The following is a 22,520-nucleotide window of genomic DNA, read 5'->3' as shown; positions in this document are numbered from 1 at the left end:
GGTCTTCGCCGTCATGGCCGGGCTTGTCCCGGCCATCCACGTTCTTCGTGCCACCGAAAGAAAGTGCGTGGATGCCCGGGACAAGCCCGGGCATGACCACTGCGGATGGGCCGCGCGAAATCTACACCCGCTTGAACCGCAAGTAAGCCGCCTTGCGTCCTTCGCGCGCGGCCTTCCGGCCGTAGCGCGTCATGGTGTAGCCCGGCCACGGCCGCCGGAAATCGTCGGCGCGCTCGGCAAGCCAGACGAAGTCCGGCGAGCGCGCAAGATGCGACAGCGTCCAGGCGCAGTAATCGTCGATGTCGCAGACGAAACGGAATTCGCCGCCGCTTCTGAGCACGCGCGCCATCGCGGCGATGGTCCGGTCCTGCACGAAACGCCGCTTCCAGTGCCGCCGCTTCGGCCAGGGATCGGGATGGATCAGGTCGATCCGCGACAGCGAAGCCTTCGGCAGCCAGGCCAGCAGTTCGGCGGCATCGCCCGCGAACAGGCGGATGTTGCCGATGTTGGCGGCCTCGATCTGCGCCAGGATCTTTGCCATGCCGTTGACATAGGGCTCGCAGCCGATGAAGCCGGTCGTGGGGAAGCTCTTCGCTTCGGCCGCGAGATGCTCACCGCCGCCGAATCCGATCTCGAGCCTGACATCTTCGGCTGCCGGGTCGAAGAGTTCGCGGGCGTCCGCCGGCGCCTCACGGTCGATGTCGAGCGCAAGATGCGGCAGCAGCTGCTCGATCAATCCGGCCTGGTGTTGCCTGAGCTTGTGGCCCTTGCGGCGCCCGAAGAAGGCGCGCTCGCTGTCCTCGCGATCGGGATCTGATTTGCGTTCGCTCATCGCAGCGTCTGATACAGGCGATGGAGCAGCCGCGCGCGCGGCGCGAGCGACGAGACGTAGAGCTGCTCATAATGGGTATGCGCGCCTTTGCCGTCGACGCCGAGCCCGTCGAGCGTTGCGGTGTGCGCGGCGGTGAAATTGCCGTCCGAGCCGCCGCCGGTGTGGGTATCGATCAGCTCGAAGCCGATCTCGCTGGCGAGCGCCTTCGCATGCTCGTACAGCGAGGCGCCTGCATTGCTCTTCTCGTAAGGCGGTCGATTGAGCTCGCCGGTGACCTCAACGGTAACGCCGTCGGTCTTCGATCTCAGAGAGAGAATCTTGCCGACGAACTCGTCCGCATCCTCGAGGCTCACGACGCGCAGATCGACTTCGGCATAGGCCGCTTCCGGCGTGACGTTGGGGCGCGTGCCGCCGCGCACCACGCCGACATTGACGCTGACGCCGCGCGTCAGATCGTTCATCCCTTCCAGCTCCAGGATCACGTTGGCGAGCTCGCGAACGGCACTGCGGCCGTCCTCGGGACGCGTACCGGCATGTGCGGGCACGCCTGTGATGAACACCTGGAAGCGTCCGACGCCCTTGCGTCCGGTGACGATCTTGCCGCCGTCACGCGCCGGCTCGGTCACCAGTACATATTTGGCCTTGCGTCCCTCCCGCTCGATCAGCGCGCGCGAGGTGGGGCTGCCGATCTCCTCGTCGGAGGTGAACATGTGGGTGATGCCGAGCGGCGAACCGTCGCCGGTGGCGCAGAGTGCGCGAAAGGCGTGATGGGCGATGTAGGCGCCGCCCTTCATGTCGTAGATCCCAGGGCCGAACGCGACGTCGCCTTCGACCTTGAACGGCAGGCGCTCGATGAATCCGATGGGATGAACGGTATCGAGGTGGCTCAGCACCAGGATGCCTGGCCGATGCTGCCCCCAATTCGTGCGCGCCACGAGATGATCGCCACAGCCGTCCACGCCGGCGATGCGCTCGAGCGTGACGGGCAGGTCGCGATATTGCTCCGAGACCAGGGAGACCAGCTTGTTGACCTGTTCAGGTGCTTCGGTCGGCGTCTCGATCTCCACCCAGCGGCGGATGCCATCGAGAATAGTTTGTGAGTCGAACCAATTGGAGTCAGTCATGGACGCATCTGTGCCTTTGAATCGCATCATCGAAGCGGACGCGCATCAAAGCGCGGTCGTAAATGACGACATAGGCCAGATTTGATGCAGTCTCAAATCGCCATGCAGATGGCGCTTTAGCGCTTGTCGGGACCTTCGCGGGCCGCAATCTGCTCGACGAGATCGACGATCGAACGGCGCATCTTTGAATCGGTGATTCGCGTGAAGGCCTTGGTCAAGGCGAGCCCTTCGGAGGTCGCGAGAAAGTCCGAGACGTAGGAGGGCGAGGCGCCTTCGCTGAAGCCTTCCGGACCCGGCACGCCGCTCGGGCCGCCCTCGAACAGGAATGACACCGGCACCTGCAGAATCTCGGCGATCTGCTGGATGCGGCTCGCGCCGACCCGGTTGGTGCCCTTCTCGTATTTCTGGATCTGCTGGAAAGTCAGGCCCAAAGCTTCACCGAGCTTCTCCTGGCTCATGCCCAACATGATGCGGCGCATGCGCACGCGACTGCCGACATATTTGTCAACAGGGTTGGGCGCTTTCGACATTTCCTCAGCCCTCCAAACATCACCTTCGGCGCAATCATCACGCCTGCCTCGGGTGCAAACTCGTCAAAATCGAACCCTGTTATTGGGAAACATTGCGGAGAAATTTAGCAATGCGCCGCTGTCTTTCGCAGCCGGTGCAGAATGGGGAGCCCGCGTGCAGTCTGTCAACCGTGGGACTACGGTTGTCAAAGGATTCTGGCCGCGGCGGCGGCGCGATCAGGGCTGACGCTTGCCGACGCGTCGGCGGACCGCCAGGAGCACGGCCACCGCGACGAGCAAGGCTGCGGGCGCATCACCCACCCGTGCATAGACGGTCGGTGGAATTGCGGCGGGCAGGTTTGCGTCCAAAATGCCTTCGATGCCGAGACCGAGGCTCGCGACCGTGCGCCCGACCGGATCGATCACTGCGGACACTCCGGTATTGGCGGAGCGGACCAGTGGCAATCCGAGCTCGATCGCGCGCATCCGCGACTGCTCCAGATGCTGATAGGGGCCGGTCGAGATGCCGAACCAGCCGTCGTTGGTGAGGTTCACGATCCAGCCCGGACGTTCATTGCGTCCAGCCACTTCGCCGGGAAAGATGGCTTCGTAGCAGATCAGCGGCAGCGCAGGCGGCGCGCTGGGCACCGTCAGTGCATGCCGCACGGTGCCGGGAATGAAGCCGCCGCGCACACGCGTCAGTTGCTCGAAACCGAGCTTCTCCATCAGCGCCTGGTAGGGGAGAAATTCTCCGAACGGGACCAGATGCAGCTTGTCGTACACTGCGAGCACGCTGCCGTCGTGATCGATCACGTAGATCGAGTTATAGGCGCGCGTGATCGGCGTGCCCCGCGGCAGGTCGGGCGCGCGGACCGATCCCGTGATCAGCACGGTGCCCTTCGGCAGCAGGTCCGCGATTTGCGCCATCGCGTCGGCTTCGCGGGTCAGGAAGAACGGAAAGGCGGATTCCGGCCAGATCAGGATGGTGGCATCGCGCACGCCGGTTGATTGCGGGCCGGAGGCGCGGTCCGACAGTGCGAGATACGTCTTCATCACCTCCGCCTTGGCGGCGTAGTTGAATTTCGCGTCCTGCTGCAGGTTCGGCTGCATCAGGCGCAGCTTGGCGCCGGACACCATCGTGGTCGGATGCAGCGACAGGCGGATTGCGCCGAAGATGCCCATGGCCACCAGAAGCGCGACGGCGGCCGCCGGCACCCGCCATTGCAGGCGGCGATCGGCCGTGCGGTCGATCAGCGTCGCTGGGCTTGCGAAGATCGCAACCGTCAGGAACGTCATGCCCCACAGGCCGATCAGCGAGGCCGTCTGCGCCAGCGGCAGTGGCTCGGAGAGCGCATAGCCGAACGCGTTCCAGGGAAAGCCGGTCAGCGCATGACCGCGCAGCCATTCGCTGATGGTGAGGCTCGCCGCGAGCGCAAGCACGCGCGTGGCGTTCTTGGTCCACAGCAGGCGCGCCAGCGCAAAGCCGATCGCCGTGAAGATCGACAGATAGGCCGGCAGGCCCAGCACGGCGAACGGCGTCAGCCAGGCGAACATGTCGGCGTCGACGAAGAAGGCGTAGCCGATCCAGTAGAGGCCGGGCACGAAATAGCCGAGCCCGAACCAGTAGCCGGTCAACGCGGCGGTGGGGACGCCGCCATAGCGTCCGCCGCCGGCGCCGTCGATCAGCCATACCAGCACCGGGAAGGTGACGAACAGCACCGGGAAGAGATTGAACGGCGCCAGCGCCAGCACCGACAGTGCCCCGGCCGCCATGGCGATGACGGCGCGCTGCCATCCCCAGGTGAGGATGATGGCGAGCGCAATCTGCCGAAGTCGCTGCGATGGACTCACTGCGGGCCGGCCCCGTCGCTCGGGGGCGGCGTGGGCGTGTCGCTGGCCGGCGGTTGTCCGCTCTCGGGCGTGGCTTCACGGCGCCGGCTCTCGCGCTGGGTGCGCGGCGCCGGACGCTCCTTCCGCGTCGAGATGCGCAGCCGCTTGACACGGCGCGGATCGGCATCGAGCACCTCGACCTCGTAGGTGCCGGGACCCGAGATCACCTCGCCGCGCACCGGCAGGCGTCCGACGAAGCTCACGAGATAGCCGCCCAGCGTCTCCACCTCCTCGCCGGCCTCGCCGGTGACGAAGTCTTCGCCGATCACCGAGCGGACGTCGTCGAGGCTGGCGCGGGCATCGGCGATGAAGGCGTTGTCGGGCAGGCGCACGATCGAAGGCGGCTCGTCGCTGTCGTGCTCGTCGTCGATCTCGCCGACGATCTGCTCGACGATGTCCTCGATCGAGACCAGCCCGTCGCTGCCGCCATATTCGTCGACCACCAGCGCCAGATGGATGCGCGAGGCCTGCATCTGCGCGAGCAGGTCGATCGCCCGCATCGAGGGCGGCACGTAGAGCAGCTTGCGGATGATGTGCGCGTCATGAAGCGGCAGCGCGAGATCGACGGTGCGCAAGTCGAGCCCGGCCGGCAGCGGCTTCTTGCGCTTGGTCTTGGTGGCTTCCGGCACGCGGGCGCGTGCGGTCATGAAAGCGAGCAGGTCGCGGATGTGGACGATGCCGACGGGATCGTCGAGCGTCTCGTTGAAGACCACGAGGCGGGAATGGCCGGCGCTCTCGAAGCGGTCCATCAATTCCCCGAGCGGGATGTCGCGCTTCACTGCGACGATGTCGGCGCGATGCACCATGACGTCGGCGATACGGCGCTCGTGCAGGCCGAGGATGTTGCGCAGCATGGTGCGCTCGACGGCCGAGAAGCCGGTGTCGTCGGGTGTCGTCGCGTCCAGCACGACCTGCAGGTCATCGCGGACCGATCCCGCCTTCCAGCCGAACAGCGTCCGGATGGCGCGCAGCAGCCAGTTGTCCGCCGTCGGGCGCATCACCTCGCCTTGCGTCACCACGGCCGGCAAATTGGCGGTGTTGCGCGGATTGTCTTGGATCGGATCGGAATCCGGCATCTCAATGCGTCCCCGGGCGGTCTGCATAGGGATCGGGTATGCCGAGATGAGCTAGGATCTCACGTTCGAGCGCTTCCATCTCCTCGGCGTCGCCGTCGTTCTCATGGTCGTAACCGATCAGGTGCAGGAATCCATGCACGGCGAGATGGCTCAAATGATGGTCGAACGGCTTTTCTTCCTCGTCCGCCTCGCGCCGCGTGGTCTCATAGGCGATGGCGATGTCGCCGAGCATGCGCGGCGCATCGCCCGGTTTCCATTCGCCTTCCGGCTGGAGCGCGGGGAACGAGAGCACGTTGGTGGGCTTGTCGATACCGCGCCAGTTGCTGTTGAGGGCACGGATGCCGGCGTCATCGGTCAGCATCACAGCCACTTCGGCGTCGGCAACGTCGTCTTCGACGCTCTCGGCGGCGGCCGCCACGGCGCGCTGGATCACCGCTTCGGAATCAGGCTCGCGCTGCCAGCAATCGGCGACGACGAGGACCTCGGTCATGGGAAGATTGGGATGGGACATTGTGCTGTCTGGGACGAAAGGCGCCGTGTTCGCGCCCTTTGGGTCCGGTGTTGCCTCGTCAGGATTGACCGCTGGCCGGCCGCTGCGGCGGCCCTTCGTAGGCGGCGACGATCCGCGCCACCAGTTCGTGGCGGATCACGTCCTCGGCCTTGAAATGAACCTGGGCAATTCCCTCGACGCCGTTCAAGAGGCGGGTCGCCTCGGCCAGGCCCGAGGTCTGGCCGTTGGGCAGGTCGATCTGCGAGGGATCGCCTGTCACGATCATGCGGCTGTTCTCGCCGAGACGCGTCAGGAACATCTTCATCTGCATCGACGTGGTGTTCTGGGCCTCGTCCAGGATGATGGCGGCATTGGTCAGCGTGCGGCCGCGCATGAAAGCGAGCGGCGCGATCTCGATCTCGCCGGTCTGCAGCGCGCGCTCGACGATGCGTGCATCCATGAGATCGTAGAGCGCATCATAGATCGGCCGCAGATAAGGATCGACCTTCTCGCGGAGATCGCCGGGCAGGAAGCCGAGCCGCTCGCCGGCTTCCACCGCCGGACGCGACAGGATGATGCGATCGACCTCCTTGCGCTCGAACAACTGCGCGGCATGGGCGACGGCGAGCCAGGTCTTGCCGGTGCCGGCGGGACCAATGCCGAACACCAGCTCGTGCCGCTTCAGCGCGCGGATATAGGAGTCCTGTGCAGCCGTGCGCGCACGCACCGGCCGTTTGCGCAGATTGATGCTGTCGAACGTCGATTTGGCCGATTTGGCGTCGAACTCGAACAGTGAGCCCTGCGCGATCACGGCGCGGATTGCGCCTTCGACCTCGCCCTGGTCGAGATCTTGCCCCTTCACCGCTTGCGTGTAGAGCATCTCCAGCACGCGGCGCGCGGCGTCGCAGCCGTCGCGGGTGCCGCCGATGGTGATGTGGTTGCCCTTGGAATCGACGATCACGCCCAGCCGCCGCTCGATCTGCGCCAGATGCTGGCCGTACGGGCCGACCAGCGCGGAAGCGGCGCGGTTGTCGTCGAAATCGATGACGACCTGGGTTTCGGGCGGAACTTGCATGTCGCGGTCAAATTTGCGGCTGGGAGCGAACGAAGACGAATCCGATGCGCTTTTTGGCAAGGGTTCAGGCTCCAGTGGCTTGCGATAAAGCGGGCTCGCGCGCGCCATGCGGCGTCATGAGCTCACCGAGAAAGCTGTAGCGCTCGAGGCTGTCGATCCGCACCGGCAGGATTTGTCCGATGATGTCGATTGATGCCATCACATGGGCGGGCTGCAGGTAGGCGGTGCGGCCCACGATCTGGCCTTCCTTGCGCGCCGGACGCTCGAACAGCACGTCGACCGTTGAGCCAATCGCGGCCTTGTTGAAGGCCGATTGCTGGCTGTCGATCAGTTCCTGGAGCCGCTCCAATCGCTGGTCCATCTCGGCGGGGGACACCGTCTCCTGCATGTCCGCGGCCGGCGTTCCCGGCCGGGCGGAGTATTTGAACGAATAGGCCGCAGCGTAGCCGATTTGCGTGACAAGCGCGAGAGTGGCGCGAAAATCTTGCTCGCTCTCGCCAGGGAAGCCGACGATGAAATCCGATGAAAAAGCAATGTCTTGGCGTGCACTGCGGAAACGGTCGATGACGCGGCGGTAATCATCGGCGGTATGTTTGCGGTTCATGGCTGCCAGAATCCGGTCCGAGCCCGATTGCACCGGCAGGTGCACGAACGGCATCAGGGCACCGAGATCGCGATGGGCCGCAATCAGGCTGTCGTCGACGTCGCGGGGATGGCTGGTCGAATAGCGCAGCCGCGCGATGCCGGGAATCGCCGCCAGATGTTCGAGCAACCGGCCGAGCGGCCAGATTTTCCCGTCCGGCCCTTCGCCGTGATAGGCGTTGACGTTCTGCCCGATCAAGGTGAGCTCGCGCACGCCGTTGTCGGCGAGCCGCTTCACGTCCTCGACGATCTTCGCTACGGGGCGGGAGACTTCCGCGCCGCGCGTGTAGGGCACGACGCAGAAGGTGCAGAACTTGTCGCAGCCTTCCTGCACCGTGACGAAGGCGGAAATGCCGCGCGCGCGGATCGCATCGGGCTTCGGCTGGGCCAGGAAGCCGAACTTGTCGGCCGCGGGAAACTCGGTCTCGATCGCACGGCCCTCGTCGCCGGCGCGCTTCAAGAGCTCCGGCAGATGATGGTAGCTCTGCGGTCCCACCACGACGTCGACGACAGGCGCCCGGCGCACGATCTCCTCGCCCTCGGCCTGCGCCACGCAGCCCGCGACCGCGATCTGCATCGTCCGGCCCCCACGCGCGGCCTCGTCCTTGGCGAGGCGCAGCCGGCCGAGCTCGGAATAGACTTTTTCCGAGGCCTTCTCGCGGATATGGCAGGTGTTGAGGATGACGAGGTCGGCATCCTCTGCGCTCGCCGTCTCCACGAATCCTTCCGGCGCCAGCGTATCCACCATGCGCTGGGCATCGTAGACGTTCATCTGGCATCCATATGATTTGATGTGCAGCTTGCGCGGCGGCGACATGGAACCCGAAATTGAGGTGGAGGACGGCCCTCAGATATAGGCTGGAGAGGCGGAAATCCAGCGAATGCGGGCCTTTAGGTCGTCATTCCGGGGCGCAGCACAGTCGCGAACCCGGAATCCCGCGCCAAAACCTCCGGATTCCGGGTTCACGCGCGTCGCGCGTGCCCCGGAATGACGGCAAGACGACAACAATCAGCCCGCCAGGACGTCCGTCTCGACCCGCCGGACCAGCTCCGGCAGCTGGTGCATGTCGGCAAAGAGCAGGTCGGCGCCGGCCTCGCGCAACGTCTCGGCGTAGCCGTCGCGGCAATGGCTGCCCCCGTAGAAGCCGAATACGGTCATGCCGGCCGCCCGGGCGCCGGCGATGCCGGCCAGACTGTCCTCGATCACGACGCAGCGCTCGGGCGGCACGCCCATTTCGCTCGCCGCGAACAGGAACAGGTCCGGCGCCGGCTTGCCGTTCTTCACCTGCGAGGCCGAGAAGATATTCGGCGCCAGGCGTTCGTAGAGACCGGTGCTTCCCAGGCTCACGCGCATGCGCTCATGCGAGCCGCTCGAGGCGACGCAGACGCGCTGGGTGACGACATCGAGCACATCATGGATGCCGCGGATCGCTTCGAGGTCGGCCTCGAACGAGCGGAACAGCTCGTCCTGAAGATCGCCGTGATAGGCCTCGGGCAGCTTGCGGCCGAGTTCGGTCTCGATCTCGAGATTGGCCTGGCGCGTCGAGCGGCCGAGAAAGCGCTCGAACACCTGATCCGATGTGATCGGGTAGCCGTGGCGCGTCAGCACATCCGCATGCGCGCGACAGGAGATCACCTCGCTGTCCACGAGCACGCCGTCGCAGTCGAAGATGATGAGGTCGATGGGCACGAATTCAATTCGTCGGCTTGTCGTCGTCGAGCGGGACGCAATAGAGCTCGAGCCGGTGATCGACGAGCTTGTAGCCGAGCTTGCGGGCGATCTCCGCCTGAAGCTTCTCGATCTCGTCGGAGGTGAACTCGATCACCTTGCCGTCGCGCAGATTGATGAGATGGTCGTGATGGCTGTCGCGCATCTGCTCGTAGCGCGCGCGGCCCTCGCGGAAATCGTGACGCTCGATGATGCCGGCATCCTCGAACAGTTTCACGGTGCGATAGACGGTCGAGATCGAGATCTTGTCGTCGACCGCAACGCAGCGCCGGTACAGTTCCTCGACATCGGGATGATCGATCGCTTCCGCGAGCACGCGGGCGATGACGCGGCGTTGCTCGGTCATGCGCATACCCGTGGCGGCACAGCGCGACTCGATATCGGACGCCTTGGATGCAGAGGAGGATTTCAGTGTGGTCATAGCGTTGTCTGCCTGGCGGGGCTTTCTGTCACCAATGTTACGACAAGTCACGTCGCATCAGAAGGGCGTTCAATTGTTCCCCGTCAGGCTGCTTATAGTAGCGATCGCGGCGTCCGACCACCACGAATCCGCATCCGGCGTAGAGCCGCCGCGCCGGCTGGTTATTTTCCTCGACTTCGAGAAATATTGTGCGCACGCCGCGCCCGGCGAGGTGGCCGAGATGGGTCATCAGCAGCGTGCGGGAGAGACCGCGGCCGCGATAGGCCCCGTCCACCGCAATCGAGAGGATTTCCGCTTCGTCCGCGCCGGTCCGCGACACCGCAAAGCCGATCGTCTTGCGGCCGAGACGCAAGCGATGCACCAGCGTGTTGCGCTCGCTGATCATGCTCTCGAACTCGCCTTCGCCCCAGCCGCGCGCGAAGGAGGCGCCGTGCAGCTGCGCCAGCCGTGCGGCATCGTGCATGGAAGCCGGCTCGACGGCGGCCGTGCCGCCGCGCCACCATTCCGACAGCCATCTCATCACGAGCTCGCGGCTTGGGCGAGCGGCGGAGTTGCGGCGGGCTTTGCGTCGGGCGCCTTCAGATAGAACGGCCGCGCCGGGTTCGTCTCGGGATCGGCTGCGGCTCCGAGCCATGCGACCCAGCCGATGTCGGGCGCGGGCTGCGCGTCGACCGCAACAGGTTGCGGTCCATCCTTCGGCCAGCGATCGGCGAGGATCTTGGCGGCATTGCCGACCAGATGCGGCGCACCGAATTGCGAGGCCGCGATCGCCTCGTCGATGGACGCGACGCCCGGCCGTACCAGCTGGCTGCCGTCGCCGGCGACGATCTGGAAATAGACGTGATCGTGCCGTGCATCGATTGCAGAGATCACGGGTGCCGACTTGCGCTGGCAGACGACGGCGGCCGCATAGGCCGACAATGTCGTCAACCCCACGGCCGCCTTGCCGGCTGCGAGCGCAAGGCCGCGCGCCGCGGAAATGCCGACGCGCAAGCCGGTGAAGCTGCCGGGGCCGACGGTGACCGCGATGCGGTCGATCGAGGTGAAAGCGAGATCGGCGGATTGCATTACGCGCGCGATCACCGGCATCAGCGCCTCGGCATGGCCGCGCTTCATGAGCAGCGATTCCTGAGCGAGCAGCTGGCCGGCCTCGGTGTCGAGCACGGCGGCCGCGCACGCTTCCAGCGCAGTATCGATGGCAAGGATCAGCATGGCCTGATCATAGCATTGCCGATCGGATGATGCCCAAGCTTCTTGCCGTCATGGCCGGGCTTGACCCGGCCATCCACGACTTTGCAGCCTCAAAAACGTGGATGCCCGGGACAAGCCCGGGCATGACGGAGAAAAATCGGTGCGCAGACCGCGCAATTCACATCGGCCGGACTTCGACCACGTCGGGCACGAAGTGCTTGAGCAGGTTCTGGATGCCGTGCTGGAGCGTCGCGGTCGATGATGGGCAGCCGGAGCAGGCGCCCTTCATGTTGAGATAGACGATGCCGTCCTTGAAGCCGCGGAAGGTGATGTCGCCGCCGTCATTGGCGACCGCCGGCCGCACCCGGGTCTCGATCAGGTCCTTGATCATGTCGACCGTCTCGGCGTCGGCCTCGTCGAAGAACTCGTCCTCGTCGTCGAGATCGACGTCGCTCGTGGCCGTGCCGTCGGCAAGCAGCGGCCCACCGGACATGTAGTGCTCCATGATGGCACCCAGGATCGCGGGCTTGAGCTGCTGCCATTCACCGCTCGCCTTGGTCACGGTGATGAAGTCCGATCCGTAGAACACGCCGGTGACGCCGGGTACGTCGAACAGCTTTTCGGCGAGCGGCGAACGGCCGGCGGCTTCGCGGCTCGAAAACTCCACCGGGGTGCCCTCGACCACGACGCGGCCGGGAATGAATTTCAGCGTGGCGGGATTGGGGGTGGCTTCGGTTTGAATGAACATGGTTTTCTCCAGACGTCGCCGGTTCAAGGCCGGCGCGTGCTCCATCCCTAGCAGATGGCGACGGCGAACGCACGATCAAGGGGGTTGGAGTGCATTTCCTTATTAGATCAGTAGGTTAGGTTCTCCTTCCCTTCTCGCCGCTGGCACCCGCTTGCGGGGAGAGGCGAAAGGCGCACACCGGCTACGACAGCGAATCCACGCTTTGGTCGCTTAGCGCGCCCGAGATGATCGTCACCGGCACGGGAAACGTGCCCAGCTCATGCGCGAGCAGCGTGACCAGAGGTCCGGGACCCTCGGCGCCGGGATTGGCGGCCAGCACCAGCACGGCGATGTCAGGATCCTCATCGATCACCGCGAGCAGTTGTTCCATCGCGGCGCCTTCCCGAATCACCCGTTCCGGCGTGATCGCGGCGATGCCGTTGGCTCTCCCGGCGGCACGGTCGAGCGCGGCCTCCGCTGCCTCCTGCGCCTCGGCGCGCATGATATCGGCGACCCCCAGCCATTCCTGGCTCTGCGGTTCGGGCTCGATGATGCGCAGCATCACCACTCCGCCGCCGGCGCGGATCGCCCAGCGGCTGGCGTAATAGACCGCGCGATCCCATTCGGCGCTGTCGTCGACGACGACGAGGCATTTGGGCTTGTGACCCGGCTCGTAGCAAAGTCGCTTGCTGGTCATGCATGTCCCGGCGTGCGCATCGCCGCATGCTGCCACACTCCCTCCCGCTTGGGGAGAGGAGACGCGGCCGGCACCTCGGCGCCTAGCGCCGGCGGATGAAGCCGACGATGTCCTTGGAGAGCTTCATCGTCTCGTCGGCGATCGCGCGCGCACGGTCGGACCCCTCGTTCAGAATCGCGTCGATATGGCCGGGGTCGGCGACGAGGCGCTTCATCTCGCCGGCGATCGGCGCGAGCTTGGTGACGCACAGCTCCGCCAGCGCGTTCTTGAAGCTGGAGAACTGGCCGCCGCCGAAATCCCTGAGCACGTCGGCCTTGGAACGGCCGGAGAGCGCGGCGAAGATGCCGACGAGATTGTCGGCTTCGGGGCGCGCTTCCAGGCCCTTTTCCTCCGTCGGCAGCGGCTCCGGATCGGTCTTCGCCTTGCGGATCTTCTGCGCGATGGTGTCGGCATCGTCAGTCAAGTTGATGCGCGAATTGTCCGAGGCATCCGACTTGGACATCTTCTTGGTGCCGTCGCGCAGGCTCATCACGCGCGTCGCCGGGCCCGTGATCAACGGTTCCGGCAGCGGGAAGAACAGGCCGTCACTGTGTCCCTGCGCGCGAATGGAATCGCCGAAATCGTTGTTGAACTTCTGCGCGATATCGCGCGAGAGCTCGAGATGCTGCTTCTGGTCCTCGCCGACCGGAACGTGGGTCGCGCGATACAGCAGGATGTCGGCCGCCATCAGCACGGGATAATCGAACAGCCCGACGGAGGCATTCTCGCGATCCTTGCCGGCCTTCTCCTTGAACTGGGTCATGCGGCCGAGCCAGCCCATGCGCGCGACGCAGTTGAAGATCCAGGCGAGCTCGGCATGGCCCGAGACCTGGCTCTGGTTGAACACGATGTGCTTCTTGGGATCGATGCCGGCCGCGATGAACGCCGCTGTGACCTCGCGGGTGTTGCGCGTGAGCTCGGCCGGTCCGCCCCAGACCTCGACGCCTTGCGTGATCGCGTGCATGTCGACGACGCAATAGATGCAGTTGTGGGTTTCCTGCATCTTCACGAAGTTGACGATCGCGCCGAGATAATTGCCGAGATGCAGATTGCCCGTCGGCTGGACGCCCGAAAAGACCCGTTCAACGAATGGCATGGTCAGCTTTCCTGGAAGACACGGCCGTCGTTTCCAACAGCGGCGCTCCCCCGTCAAGGGCAATTCCACCTCTCCCATCGGGAGAGGTGAAGAGGCCGGCGCCGAGCGCTCTAACGACCCGGTCGTTTCAAGGCGTTAACCGCTTCGCGCCAGGAGGCTGCGCCGAGGATTTGCAGCAGCAGGCCGTAGACGGCGATTCCGGCGGCGATCTGCACGCCCAGCGCGACGAATTTGATGACGCCATGGGTCTCGACAGGCACCAGACCCGTGGTCAGCCGGAGCAGGGCCCCCATGGCGATCGCGGCCAGCACGATCCGTGGCAATCGCGTGCGGGCGGCCGCATCGACCGAGAAGCCGAACTCGCTCGTGCCCTTCCGGAGCAGCGAAAGTGCGCTGCTCCAGGCGCCGGCCGCGATGCTCATCGCAATCCCGCTGGCGCCGAAGACATGGCCGAGCAGCAGCGCGAGCACCACAGCGATCACGAAACCTATCGCGGTTGCGAGCAGCGGCGTCATCGTGTCGCTGCGGGCATAGAACGCTGGCGATAGCGCCTTGATCAGCACATGCGCCGGCAGGCCCAGCGCCAGCCACATCAACGCATGCGCGGTGGCGGTGCTGTCCTCCGCGCCGAAGGCGCCATGCTCGAACAACAGCCTCACGATCGGCTCTGCCAGCACGATCAGGCCGAGCGTCGCCGGCAGCGCCAGCCCGGTCGCAAGCTCCAGCGCGCGTGATTCGGCATGCGCCACCGCGTCGCGATCGCCGCTACTCACGGAGCGCGTCAGCTCCGGCACCAGCACCGTGCCCATGGCGACGCCGACGATGCCGAGCGGCAGCTCGATCAAGCGGTTGGCGAAATAGAGCCAGGACACCGCGGACGGCGTCGCCGAGGCGATGATCGCGCCCGCGACCGTCAGCCATTGCGGGCCCGAGCTTGCGATCATGCCGGGGATCGCCTTGGCGAAGAAGCCGCGCATCTCCTTGTCGAAACTGGCGCGCAGCGGCGTCGCAAGACGCGCGCTTCGCTGCGACAGCAGCATCAGGAGCTGCAGCAGGCCGGCGATGCCGACGGTGGCCGCCAGAATCCGCGCAGCGAAATCCGCGTCAGCATGCCAGACGAGCAGCACCGCGATCGCGGCGATCAGCGCGATGTTGAACAGCAGCGGTGAGAACGCCGTCAGCGCGAAGCGGCCCTGCGCATTGAGCAGCCCCATCAGCACAGTGACGGGACCGGCGAAGGCGAGATAAGGCAGCATCAGCCGCGCGTTCTCCACCGCGCGATCGAGCGTGCCGCTGCCAAGGAATCCCGGCGCGATGACCGCGATGATCACCGGCATCAGAAGCGCAATGACGATCGAGATCGCGATCAGAGCGGCGCTAACCGTGCCGAGCACGCGTCCGGCGAATGCCGCTGCGGCCGCGGCCCCGTCGCGATCGCGGGCGCGCAGCCAGGCCGGGATCAGCGCCGCGTTCAGCGCGCCCTCGCTGAGCAGCCGGCGTACCACGTTGACGAGCTGAAATGCCGCCAGAAAGGCGTCCGCCACGGCGCCGGTGCCGAGCAGTGCCGCGATCAGGGAATCGCGGGCGAAACCCAGCAGCCGCGAGGCCAATGTTCCCGTCGACACGGTGAGGAAGGAGCGGATCATTGCCGTCGAGATTACCGTTGCTTGCCCGCCAAGGCCCGGTCGTGATAGGCCGCGAGCTCAGATTTCAGGCCGACAGGAAGCGGATTTCCGCAGGGATCGCAATCCGCCAAACAGGATCAAGGTGAATGGCTGACGTGAAATATGACGTTCTCGGCATCGGCAACGCGCTCTTTGACGTGCTGGTCAGGACCGACGAGGCCTTTCTGGCCAAGCATGGCATGACCAAGGGCAGCATGTCGCTGATCGACGAGGCGCGCGCGGCGGCCATTTACAAGGACATGGGCCCGGCCACGGAAGTCTCGGGCGGATCTGCCGCCAACACCATCGTCGGCATCGCCAGTCTGGGGGCACGCGCCGCCTATGTCGGCAAGGTCAAGGACGATCAGATCGGCAATCTCTATGTGCACGACATCCGTGCCGCCGGCGTCGCCTTCAACACGCCCGCCGCCAAGGACGGTCCCGCCACCGGTTGCTCCTACATCCTGGTCACCGGCGACGGCGAGCGTACCATGAACACCTATCTCGGCGCGGCGCAGGACCTGTCGCCCGCCGACATCGACCCGGCCGAGATCGCCGGCGCCGCCATCGTCTATCTCGAAGGCTATCTCTGGGACCCCAAGAACGCCAAGGATGCGTTCGTCAAGGCGGCCAAGATCGCACATGATGCCAAGCGCAAGGTGGCGCTGACGCTGTCGGATTCGTTCTGCGTCGACCGCTATCGCGACGAATTTCTCTCGTTGATGCGCAACGGCACGGTCGACATCGTCTTCGCCAACGAGTCCGAGCTGCATTCGCTCTACATGACTTCGGATTTCGACACCGCGCTGAAGCAGCTGCGCAACGACGTCAATCTCGGCGTCGTCACCCGCAGCGAGAAAGGTTGCATGGTGGTGTCGTCGGAAGACGCCATCGCGGCGCCCGCCTCCCCGGTCGACAAGGTGGTCGACACCACCGGCGCTGGCGATCTTTTCGCTGCAGGCTTCCTGTACGGCCTGGCGCGCAATTTCGGCTACAAGCAGTGCGGCGAGCTCGGCGCGCTTGCCGCCGCCGAAGTGATCCAGCACATCGGTGCGCGTCCGCTTGTATCGCTGAAGGAGCTCGCGCAGCAGCGCGGGTTGACGGCTTAAGGCGCGGCTCGTTCCCCGTCATTGCGGTGGATCGATGCTCGCGCTTCATGCTTGGTAGTCATGCCCGGCTTGTCCCGGGCATCCACGTTCCACGTCTCGCGCCGCTAAGACGTGGATGGCCGGGACTGTGCTTGGCTTTGCGTGGGGTTTCCTCGGGTTTGATTATTGTTGGAAGTGATCGATTGTCCTCCTGCATGCCCGGCGCGGCCAGCGCATCTATGGTCCTGCGCCGGTCGCGATGTCGTGACTTGACGGTCTTGGTCCCACGCAGGACGACAACGGGGCTGAACGGTGATGCGCCCTCACAATCTGTGGTGGATTGCCGGAATTCGCTCTCACCTGAGACGGGCTGCAGGCGTATGTTTCGTGAGTTTTCGGACACCTGAAACATTTCGCGAGCTGCCGCGTTCAGCACCCGGTCCGATCCATGGGCCGATTAAGACTTGATGCAAAATGTTGCCGGCCGCGGATGGGCGGCGAGGGGGACCTCAGATGATTTCGACCTGGAGCGAATGGAAGCGCTATCCCCGTCCGGGGCGCGGCGAGAACCTGGAGGCGCCGATTTCGCCCGGCATTTACGAGGTCCGCATCGCCGGCACCGGCGCACTCTATTCCTTCGGCGCCGTCGACAATCTGGCGCAGGCGCTGGCGCTGCTGCCGGTCGGCTCAAAATCCTGGTTCGGCCGTCGGGATACCTCTCATGTGCCTGATCTCGAATACCGGACATGCGCGACCTCCACGAAGGCGGACGCCAAGGCCGCGGCCGAGCGCATGATCGGTCGCCGCGAGACCTATATCAGCGGCGCGGCCTGACTGCTTGCTCGATCGCGACGCCACACCTCTCCCCGGTCTGAACAGGGGAGAGGTAAGGGACCCACGGCTCTCAGTATAATTCCCGGCAGATGTGCGTTGCCGGGCGGTGCATTGCGCGCCACCTGTCCCTATATTCCGGGCCGATCCGATCGTCTCAGGGAGTAACGCCATGACCTCGACTGCCGCTGCACGTGCCCCGCAAGCCACCGCCTCCCTGCGCGACCGGTTGAAGGACCCCTCGTTGTTGAAGGAGGCCTGCTACATCGACGGTGCCTGGGTCGGCACGCCGGTTTTTGCCGTCAACAATCCCGCCACCGGAGTCGAGCTCGCAAAGGTTCCGCAGCTTGGTGCTGACGATACCACCAGGGCGGTCGAAGCCGCCCAGCGCGCCTTTCCGGGCTGGGCCAAGCACACCGCCAAGCAGCGCTCCAACATCTTGCGCAAATGGTTCGAGCTGATCGTCGCCAACCGCGAGGATCTCGCGCTGATCCTCACCTCCGAGCAGGGCAAGCCACTCACCGAGGCGCTGGGTGAGGTCGATATCGGCGCCGCCTATATCGAGTTCTTCGCCGAGGAAGCTCGCCGCGTCTATGGGGAGACCATCCCGACGCAGCGGCCCGATGCGCGCCTGCTCGCGATCAAGCAGCCGATCGGCGTCTGCGGCGCGATCACGCCGTGGAATTTCCCGAACTCCATGATCACCCGAAAGGTCTCGCCGGCGCTGGCGGCCGGCTGCACCGTGGTGCTCAAGCCCGCCAACGAGACGCCGCTCTCGGCGCTGGCGCTCGCCGTGCTCGCCGAGAAGGCCGGCATCCCCAAGGGCGTGCTCAACATCATCACCGGTGACGCGCCGCCGATCGGCAAGGTGCTGTGCGAGCATCCGGCGGTGCGCTTTGTCGGCTTCACCGGCTCGACCGCGGTCGGCAAGATCCTCTATCAGCAGGCCTCGGTCGGCGTGAAGCGGCTCGGCCTCGAGCTCGGCGGCAACGCGCCGTTCATCGTGTTCGACGACGCCGACATCGATGCCGCGGTCGAAGGCGCGATCGTCTCGAAATATCGCAACATGGGCCAGACCTGCGTCTGCGCCAACCGCATCTACGCCCAGGACGGGATCTATGACGAGTTCGTGCAGAAACTGTCGAAGAAGGTCGCGGCGATGAAGATCGGCGACGGCACCGAGAGCGGCGTCACGCAAGGGCCGCTGATCAACATGAAGGCGGTCGACAAGGTCGAGCGTCACATCGCCGATGCCGTCGAGCGCGGCGCAAAGGTCGTCACCGGCGGCAAGCGCAGCGAGCTCGGCCGCTCCTTCTTCGAGCCGACGGTGCTCGCCGACGTCAAGCCGGACTCGCTGGTGTCGCAGGAAGAGACCTTCGGCCCGCTCGCACCCGTGATCCGCTTCAAGGACGAGGCCGACGTCATCGCGATGTGCAACGCCTCGCCGTTCGGCCTCGCCTCGTACTTCTATTCCCGCGATCTCGGCCGCGTCTGGCGTGTCGCCGAAGCGCTGGAGTCAGGCATGGTCGGCGTCAACACCGGCCTCATCACCACCGAGGTCGCCCCCTTCGGCGGCGTCAAGGAAAGCGGCCTGGGGCGCGAAGGGTCGCATCACGGCATGGATGAATATGTCGAGATCAAATACGTGATGATGGCGGGGGTCTAACCGGCAATCGAGATGCGCGCCGGCGATTTGAGTGTGCCGGCGCGAATCGCATCAGCGGCAGACGTAGGCGCCGTTCACATAGACACGGACGCATGCCGCGCCGGCAGCCGCCGCACCCACCGCCGCTCCCCCAACGACCGCGCGTCGCGTGGTTCGACGTGCTACGCCGGCAACGCTCACGGGGGTTGCCGGCCGGCCGACCCTGGCTTCAGCGCTTGGAACGCCGAACGCGATGCCGGCGTCTTTTGACCAGTTGGTCGAGCCGAAAATTCCGCAGCTCAGGACGGCTGTAAAAAGTAACATTCGCTTGGTGCCGACCAGCGTCATGGCGATCTCCCTCGTTGTTGTATCAAGCCGAGGTGATCAGCTTTCTCTTATCGTTGGCTCCCGGTTTGATCTGGATCAATGGAGGCGATATCGCAGGGTCGCAAAGCGCCTCGGCGTCAAGGAAAGCAGCCTTGGCCTCGAAGGCTCGCGTCACGGCATGGAAGAGTATGTCGAGATCAAATACGCGATGATGGCGGGGTCTAGGGGCCTCGCTCGATCAATTCCTGCTTCGACGCAGTTCGCTGGGGCTATATCCGAGCTCGTGCCGCATCCATTTCGCCAGATGAGACTGGTGGGCAAAGCCGGCTTCGGCGGCAATATCGCTTAGTTTGCGGTTGCCTTGAAGGAGAAGCCGACGTGCGTGCTCCACTCTCCTTCTCAGGATATAGCGATGGATCGTGACATCCATCGCCGCTTTGAACCAGGTCCGCAGATGTGAGTTGCTGACGCCGGCCTCGCGGCTGAGAATGTCAATGGTGAGCGGCTGGTCGAGATTTGCGTCGATATAGGCGAGCACTCTCTGGAGCTGCGCGTCCGAGAGGCGGATGGGGTCACCTGGCGGATCGTTCGCCAGGTTGAGCAATTCGACCGCCAGGGCCATGCCAACGTTTTCGGCAAATAGCGGGCCGCTCGGCGAGCCTGCCCTGACGTCGCTTTCGAGGGCCTGTCCAAGCAGAACGATGCGGTCATTCCGCAGCATATGATGATGCGCGAGGCGGGCAGATGCCGGCTGCCGGCTCCTTGCTGCAGCATGGTCGAGCATGCTCGGCGCCAGCCGAATCTGAAGCGACTGGTAGGGTGTCTCGGCGACGAAGCCGCCGAACGCACCAGAGGGAATCACGTCGATGTCGCCGGCCTGACGCAGGAACTCGTCCCCGGTCTCGATGCATAACGAGCGCGTCGCGGGGCTGAGATGGATGATGATCCGATGGTCGCCGATCGGCTCGAGCGCAACGGCATCAGGCTCGGTCCGCCTGGCAGCGGCGGCGACGCCGGCTGATGTTGGCGCCGAACTCGGTCTCGCTCGCATGGGCCGGGCTCCAGATCTTGGCGGAACGTGTTCGATATTTGGCGCATCGTGCGCGATTTTCAACCGCGCCGACGGCAAAGAACTCATCCGTCATTCGTGACAATGAGGATGCCAAGTGAGTCATTACGTGATCGTCGGAGCCGGCCCTGTCGGGCGCGAAACCGCGCGCCTTCTGGCGGAGGAAGGGCATAGTGTCATCCTGACCAGCAGGAATGCCGGATCGCTCGATGCCGGAGACGTCCGAACGGTTTCGTCCGACGCCACCGACGCCGCGCAACTGGCGGCTCTCGGCAAGGGTGCGGATGCGATCTTCATGTGCGCTATGGCGGCCTATCATCGATGGCCAACCGATTTCTTCCCGATCATGGACGGAACCGTCAAGGCGGCCGAGCAGGTTGGCGCCAAACTGCTCGTAGTCGGGAATGTCTATGGCTATGGCGCCGCGGCCGCTAGTCCTCTCACTCCGGAGCTCGAGCCGGACCCGACCAGCCGCAAGGGCACGACCCGGCACATCATGTGGCAGCGTGCGTTGCGATCGAACGTTCCCGCCATCGAAGTCCGCGCGAGCGACTATCTGGGCAAGGATGCGGTTGCGTATTTCTCGCTGCTGGCCCTGCCGTCGCTGCTCAGGAACGAGCCGGTATCTTTCCTCGGCGATCCCGATGTGGCCCACGCCTGGACGTTCACCAAGGACACGGCGAGGACGCTGATCGCGGCGTCGCGCTTCACCGGAGAATGGGGCCGCGCCTTTCACGTGCCGTCGCAGTCCGCGTCCGTGCGCGAGCTCGTGCGAAGATTCGCGGTCGCGCTGAAGATTGACGTTCCGGATTTGCTTCGGCTCACCGCGACCGATCTGGAACGCATCGGCTTCGGCGAAGGGATCGAGATGGCCTATCTGTTCGAAAAGCCGCTTCTGCTCGATGCCGGGGAGACCGAGAAACTGCTGGGCGTCACCGCGAGCAGCCTGGACACGATGGTTCGTGACACCCTTTCGTAGGTGGCACGCATGGATATGGGAAAGAACATGAGCGCGCAGGTGACAAAACTTGTTCAGGACTACATCGCGGTGTGGAACGAACGAGATGCCGGGAAACGCCGGCGGCTGATCGATTCGGTCTTCAACGATGCCTGTGCCTATATCGATCCGAATGACTCGGTCGCGGGAAAGGATGCAATCGAACACTTGGTGGAAGCCTTGCAAGCGAGGGTCCCGGACCTGCGCTTCACGCTCGCAGGTCCCGTGAACGCGCATCACGATCAGGTCTTGTTCGGCTGGAGGCTGGCTGCGCCGGGGGCTACAACACCCGCTGCCACAGGCATCGACATGGCGGTGCTGGATGGCGGCCGCATTGGGCGGCTCCACGGATTCGTAAATCCGCGGGCGGAAACAGCCTGGATTTGCTTCGTCGCGAGGGCTCCTCGCAATGAAGGAGTGAGTGACGACAGCCGGACTTAAATCTTCAGCTCTTTGCCCGTCACGCGGCGATACGCTTCCAGATACCGCTTGCTGGTCGCCTCGACCACGCTCGCCGGCAGTGGCGGCGGCGGGGCGTCGCCGTTCCAGCGGCCCGCGCGGCGCTCGGCGTCGAGATAGTCGCGCAAGGGTTGCTTGTCGAAGCTCGCCTGCGGCTGGCCGGGCTTGTAGGAATCGACAGCCCAGAAGCGGGAGGAATCCGGCGTCATCACCTCGTCGATCAGGATGATGCGGCCGTCCTTGTCGCGGCCGAACTCGAACTTGGTGTCGGCGATGATGATGCCCTGCTCGCGGGCGAGCTCCTCGCCGAGCGTGTAGATCGCGCGCGTCATGCTCTCCAGCGTGTAGGCGACCTCGTCGCCGACCACCGCGCGCATCTTCGCAATGGTGATGTTCTCGTCATGGCCGCTCTCGGCCTTGGTCGCCGGGCTGAAGATCGCAGGCTCCAGCTTCTCGCTCTCCACGAGGCCTGCCTTCAGCTTCTCGCCCGCCAGCGTACCGCTGGCGGCATATTCCTTCCAGGCGGAGCCCGAGAGGTAGCCGCGGATCACGCACTCGATCGGAAACACGGTGGTCCGCTTGCACAGCATGGCGCGGCCGAGAATCTCGGCGCGATGCGGTTTCAACGCCGGCACGGCCGCTACGATCTCGTCGGTATCGGCGCTGATCATGTGATGCGGCACCACGCCCTCGAGCTCATTGAACCAGAACGCGCTGATTTGCGTCAGCACCGCGCCCTTCATCGGAATGGTCTCGCCCATCACCACGTCGAAGGCGCTGATGCGGTCGGTGGTGACGAGCAGCAGGCGGTCATCATCGACGGCGTAGATATCGCGCACCTTGCCGCGTCCGATCTTGGGCAGGGGCAGGTCACTGGAGAGCATGGTGGTCATCGGCAGATC

General features: G+C 65.0%; 24 protein-coding genes. 5 read left to right on the top strand and 19 right to left on the bottom strand.

All coding sequences use genetic code 11. The annotated features are described in order from the left end of the window. Nucleotides 1-121: 121 nt before the first annotated feature. The 16 genes from trmB to murJ all read right to left on the bottom strand — a co-directional run bounded on the left by trmB (nucleotide 122) and on the right by murJ (nucleotide 15,184). A complete protein-coding gene (gene trmB / locus EAV90_RS01165) occupies nucleotides 122-832 on the bottom strand; it encodes a tRNA (guanosine(46)-N7)-methyltransferase TrmB (protein ID WP_122400136.1) in 711 nt (236 codons plus the stop codon). Further along, nucleotides 829-1,986, bottom strand: coding sequence for a M20 family metallopeptidase (locus EAV90_RS01160; protein WP_129142347.1), 1,158 nt, complete (start codon nucleotides 1,984-1,986; stop codon nucleotides 829-831). Before EAV90_RS01160 ends, trmB begins: the two co-directional genes overlap by 4 nt. Before the next feature lie 86 nt (nucleotides 1,987-2,072). Further along, nucleotides 2,073-2,486 (bottom strand): helix-turn-helix domain-containing protein, encoded by a 414-nt coding sequence (locus EAV90_RS01155; RefSeq protein WP_024338547.1) that lies wholly within the window; start codon nucleotides 2,484-2,486, stop codon nucleotides 2,073-2,075. Between the two features lie 216 nt (nucleotides 2,487-2,702). Continuing rightward, complete coding sequence (gene lnt / locus EAV90_RS01150; protein WP_129142346.1) at nucleotides 2,703-4,316, bottom strand: apolipoprotein N-acyltransferase; 1,614 nt, start codon at nucleotides 4,314-4,316, stop codon at nucleotides 2,703-2,705. Further along, the gene (locus tag EAV90_RS01145; protein WP_162500040.1) at nucleotides 4,313-5,431 is read right to left on the bottom strand and encodes a hemolysin family protein; all 1,119 of its coding nucleotides are present in this window, start codon (nucleotides 5,429-5,431) and stop codon (nucleotides 4,313-4,315) included. The genes lnt and EAV90_RS01145 overlap by 4 nt, the downstream gene beginning before the upstream one ends. A gap of 1 nt (nucleotide 5,432) precedes the next feature. Further along, nucleotides 5,433-5,942, bottom strand: a complete 510-nt coding sequence (gene ybeY / locus EAV90_RS01140; RefSeq protein ID WP_129142345.1) for an rRNA maturation RNase YbeY — start codon at nucleotides 5,940-5,942, stop codon at nucleotides 5,433-5,435. A 58-nt stretch (nucleotides 5,943-6,000) separates the two neighbouring features. Next, a complete protein-coding gene (locus tag EAV90_RS01135) occupies nucleotides 6,001-6,996 on the bottom strand; it encodes a PhoH family protein (protein WP_122400131.1) in 996 nt (331 codons plus the stop codon). 64 nt (nucleotides 6,997-7,060) lie between these two features. Beyond that, nucleotides 7,061-8,455, bottom strand: a complete 1,395-nt coding sequence (gene miaB, locus EAV90_RS01130; protein ID WP_129142344.1) for a tRNA (N6-isopentenyl adenosine(37)-C2)-methylthiotransferase MiaB — start codon at nucleotides 8,453-8,455, stop codon at nucleotides 7,061-7,063. Between the two features lie 192 nt (nucleotides 8,456-8,647). Next, entirely contained in the window at nucleotides 8,648-9,328 is a 681-nt protein-coding gene (locus EAV90_RS01125) for an HAD family hydrolase (protein ID WP_129142343.1), read from the bottom strand. Between the two features lie 4 nt (nucleotides 9,329-9,332). Then, nucleotides 9,333-9,788, bottom strand: a complete 456-nt coding sequence (locus EAV90_RS01120) for a Fur family transcriptional regulator (protein ID WP_027572387.1) — start codon at nucleotides 9,786-9,788, stop codon at nucleotides 9,333-9,335. A gap of 37 nt (nucleotides 9,789-9,825) precedes the next feature. Continuing rightward, entirely contained in the window at nucleotides 9,826-10,311 is a 486-nt protein-coding gene (gene rimI / locus EAV90_RS01115; RefSeq protein WP_129142342.1) for a ribosomal protein S18-alanine N-acetyltransferase, read from the bottom strand. Continuing rightward, nucleotides 10,308-11,000 (bottom strand): tRNA (adenosine(37)-N6)-threonylcarbamoyltransferase complex dimerization subunit type 1 TsaB, encoded by a 693-nt coding sequence (gene tsaB, locus EAV90_RS01110; RefSeq protein ID WP_129142341.1) that lies wholly within the window; start codon nucleotides 10,998-11,000, stop codon nucleotides 10,308-10,310. Before tsaB ends, rimI begins: the two co-directional genes overlap by 4 nt. Nucleotides 11,001-11,157: 157 nt before the next feature. Then, nucleotides 11,158-11,727, bottom strand: a complete 570-nt coding sequence (locus EAV90_RS01105) for a NifU family protein (RefSeq protein WP_129142340.1) — start codon at nucleotides 11,725-11,727, stop codon at nucleotides 11,158-11,160. Nucleotides 11,728-11,908: 181 nt separating this feature from the next. Then, a complete protein-coding gene (locus EAV90_RS01100; protein ID WP_129142339.1) occupies nucleotides 11,909-12,403 on the bottom strand; it encodes a universal stress protein in 495 nt (164 codons plus the stop codon). 82 nt (nucleotides 12,404-12,485) lie between these two features. Further along, on the bottom strand, nucleotides 12,486-13,538 hold the full coding sequence (trpS, locus tag EAV90_RS01095) for a tryptophan--tRNA ligase (RefSeq protein WP_129142338.1): 1,053 nt from the start codon (nucleotides 13,536-13,538) through the stop codon (nucleotides 12,486-12,488). Nucleotides 13,539-13,648: 110 nt separating this feature from the next. After that, complete coding sequence (gene murJ / locus EAV90_RS01090; RefSeq protein ID WP_129142337.1) at nucleotides 13,649-15,184, bottom strand: murein biosynthesis integral membrane protein MurJ; 1,536 nt, start codon at nucleotides 15,182-15,184, stop codon at nucleotides 13,649-13,651. Nucleotides 15,185-15,309: 125 nt separating this feature from the next. On the opposite strand from murJ, the gene EAV90_RS01085 reads away from it, so the two are divergent. The 3 genes from EAV90_RS01085 (at nucleotide 15,310) to EAV90_RS01075 (ending at nucleotide 18,787) form a co-directional block, all read left to right on the top strand. Continuing rightward, nucleotides 15,310-16,311 (top strand): adenosine kinase, encoded by a 1,002-nt coding sequence (locus EAV90_RS01085; protein WP_129142336.1) that lies wholly within the window; start codon nucleotides 15,310-15,312, stop codon nucleotides 16,309-16,311. Nucleotides 16,312-16,803: 492 nt separating this feature from the next. Then, the gene (locus EAV90_RS01080) at nucleotides 16,804-17,124 is read left to right on the top strand and encodes a hypothetical protein (RefSeq protein WP_122400121.1); all 321 of its coding nucleotides are present in this window, start codon (nucleotides 16,804-16,806) and stop codon (nucleotides 17,122-17,124) included. A 169-nt stretch (nucleotides 17,125-17,293) separates the two neighbouring features. After that, the gene (locus EAV90_RS01075) at nucleotides 17,294-18,787 is read left to right on the top strand and encodes an NAD-dependent succinate-semialdehyde dehydrogenase (protein WP_129142335.1); all 1,494 of its coding nucleotides are present in this window, start codon (nucleotides 17,294-17,296) and stop codon (nucleotides 18,785-18,787) included. A 51-nt stretch (nucleotides 18,788-18,838) separates the two neighbouring features. Here the strand turns inward: EAV90_RS01075 and EAV90_RS01070 are convergent, their stop codons facing one another. Together EAV90_RS01070 and EAV90_RS01065 are read right to left on the bottom strand one after the other, a co-directional pair. Then, complete coding sequence (locus EAV90_RS01070) at nucleotides 18,839-19,114, bottom strand: hypothetical protein (RefSeq protein WP_129142334.1); 276 nt, start codon at nucleotides 19,112-19,114, stop codon at nucleotides 18,839-18,841. Nucleotides 19,115-19,331: 217 nt separating this feature from the next. Beyond that, on the bottom strand, nucleotides 19,332-20,222 hold the full coding sequence (locus tag EAV90_RS01065) for a helix-turn-helix transcriptional regulator (RefSeq protein WP_208738455.1): 891 nt from the start codon (nucleotides 20,220-20,222) through the stop codon (nucleotides 19,332-19,334). A 37-nt stretch (nucleotides 20,223-20,259) separates the two neighbouring features. Between EAV90_RS01065 and EAV90_RS01060 the strand changes: the two genes are divergently transcribed. Together EAV90_RS01060 and EAV90_RS01055 are read left to right on the top strand one after the other, a co-directional pair. After that, nucleotides 20,260-21,141, top strand: coding sequence for an NAD(P)H-binding protein (locus tag EAV90_RS01060; RefSeq protein WP_129142332.1), 882 nt, complete (start codon nucleotides 20,260-20,262; stop codon nucleotides 21,139-21,141). Nucleotides 21,142-21,150: 9 nt separating this feature from the next. After that, entirely contained in the window at nucleotides 21,151-21,600 is a 450-nt protein-coding gene (locus EAV90_RS01055) for a nuclear transport factor 2 family protein (RefSeq protein WP_129142331.1), read from the top strand. On the opposite strand, the gene EAV90_RS01050 is transcribed toward EAV90_RS01055, so the two are convergent. Further along, nucleotides 21,597-22,511, bottom strand: coding sequence for a phosphoribosylaminoimidazolesuccinocarboxamide synthase (locus EAV90_RS01050; protein WP_129142330.1), 915 nt, complete (start codon nucleotides 22,509-22,511; stop codon nucleotides 21,597-21,599). The genes EAV90_RS01055 and EAV90_RS01050 overlap by 4 nt on opposite strands. Nucleotides 22,512-22,520: the final 9 nt, after the last annotated feature.

The sequence above is a fragment of the Bradyrhizobium vignae genome, from assembly GCF_004114425.1.
GTDB classification, from domain to species: domain Bacteria; phylum Pseudomonadota; class Alphaproteobacteria; order Rhizobiales; family Xanthobacteraceae; genus Bradyrhizobium; species Bradyrhizobium vignae.
This window is presented reverse-complemented; position numbering and strand designations above follow the sequence as displayed.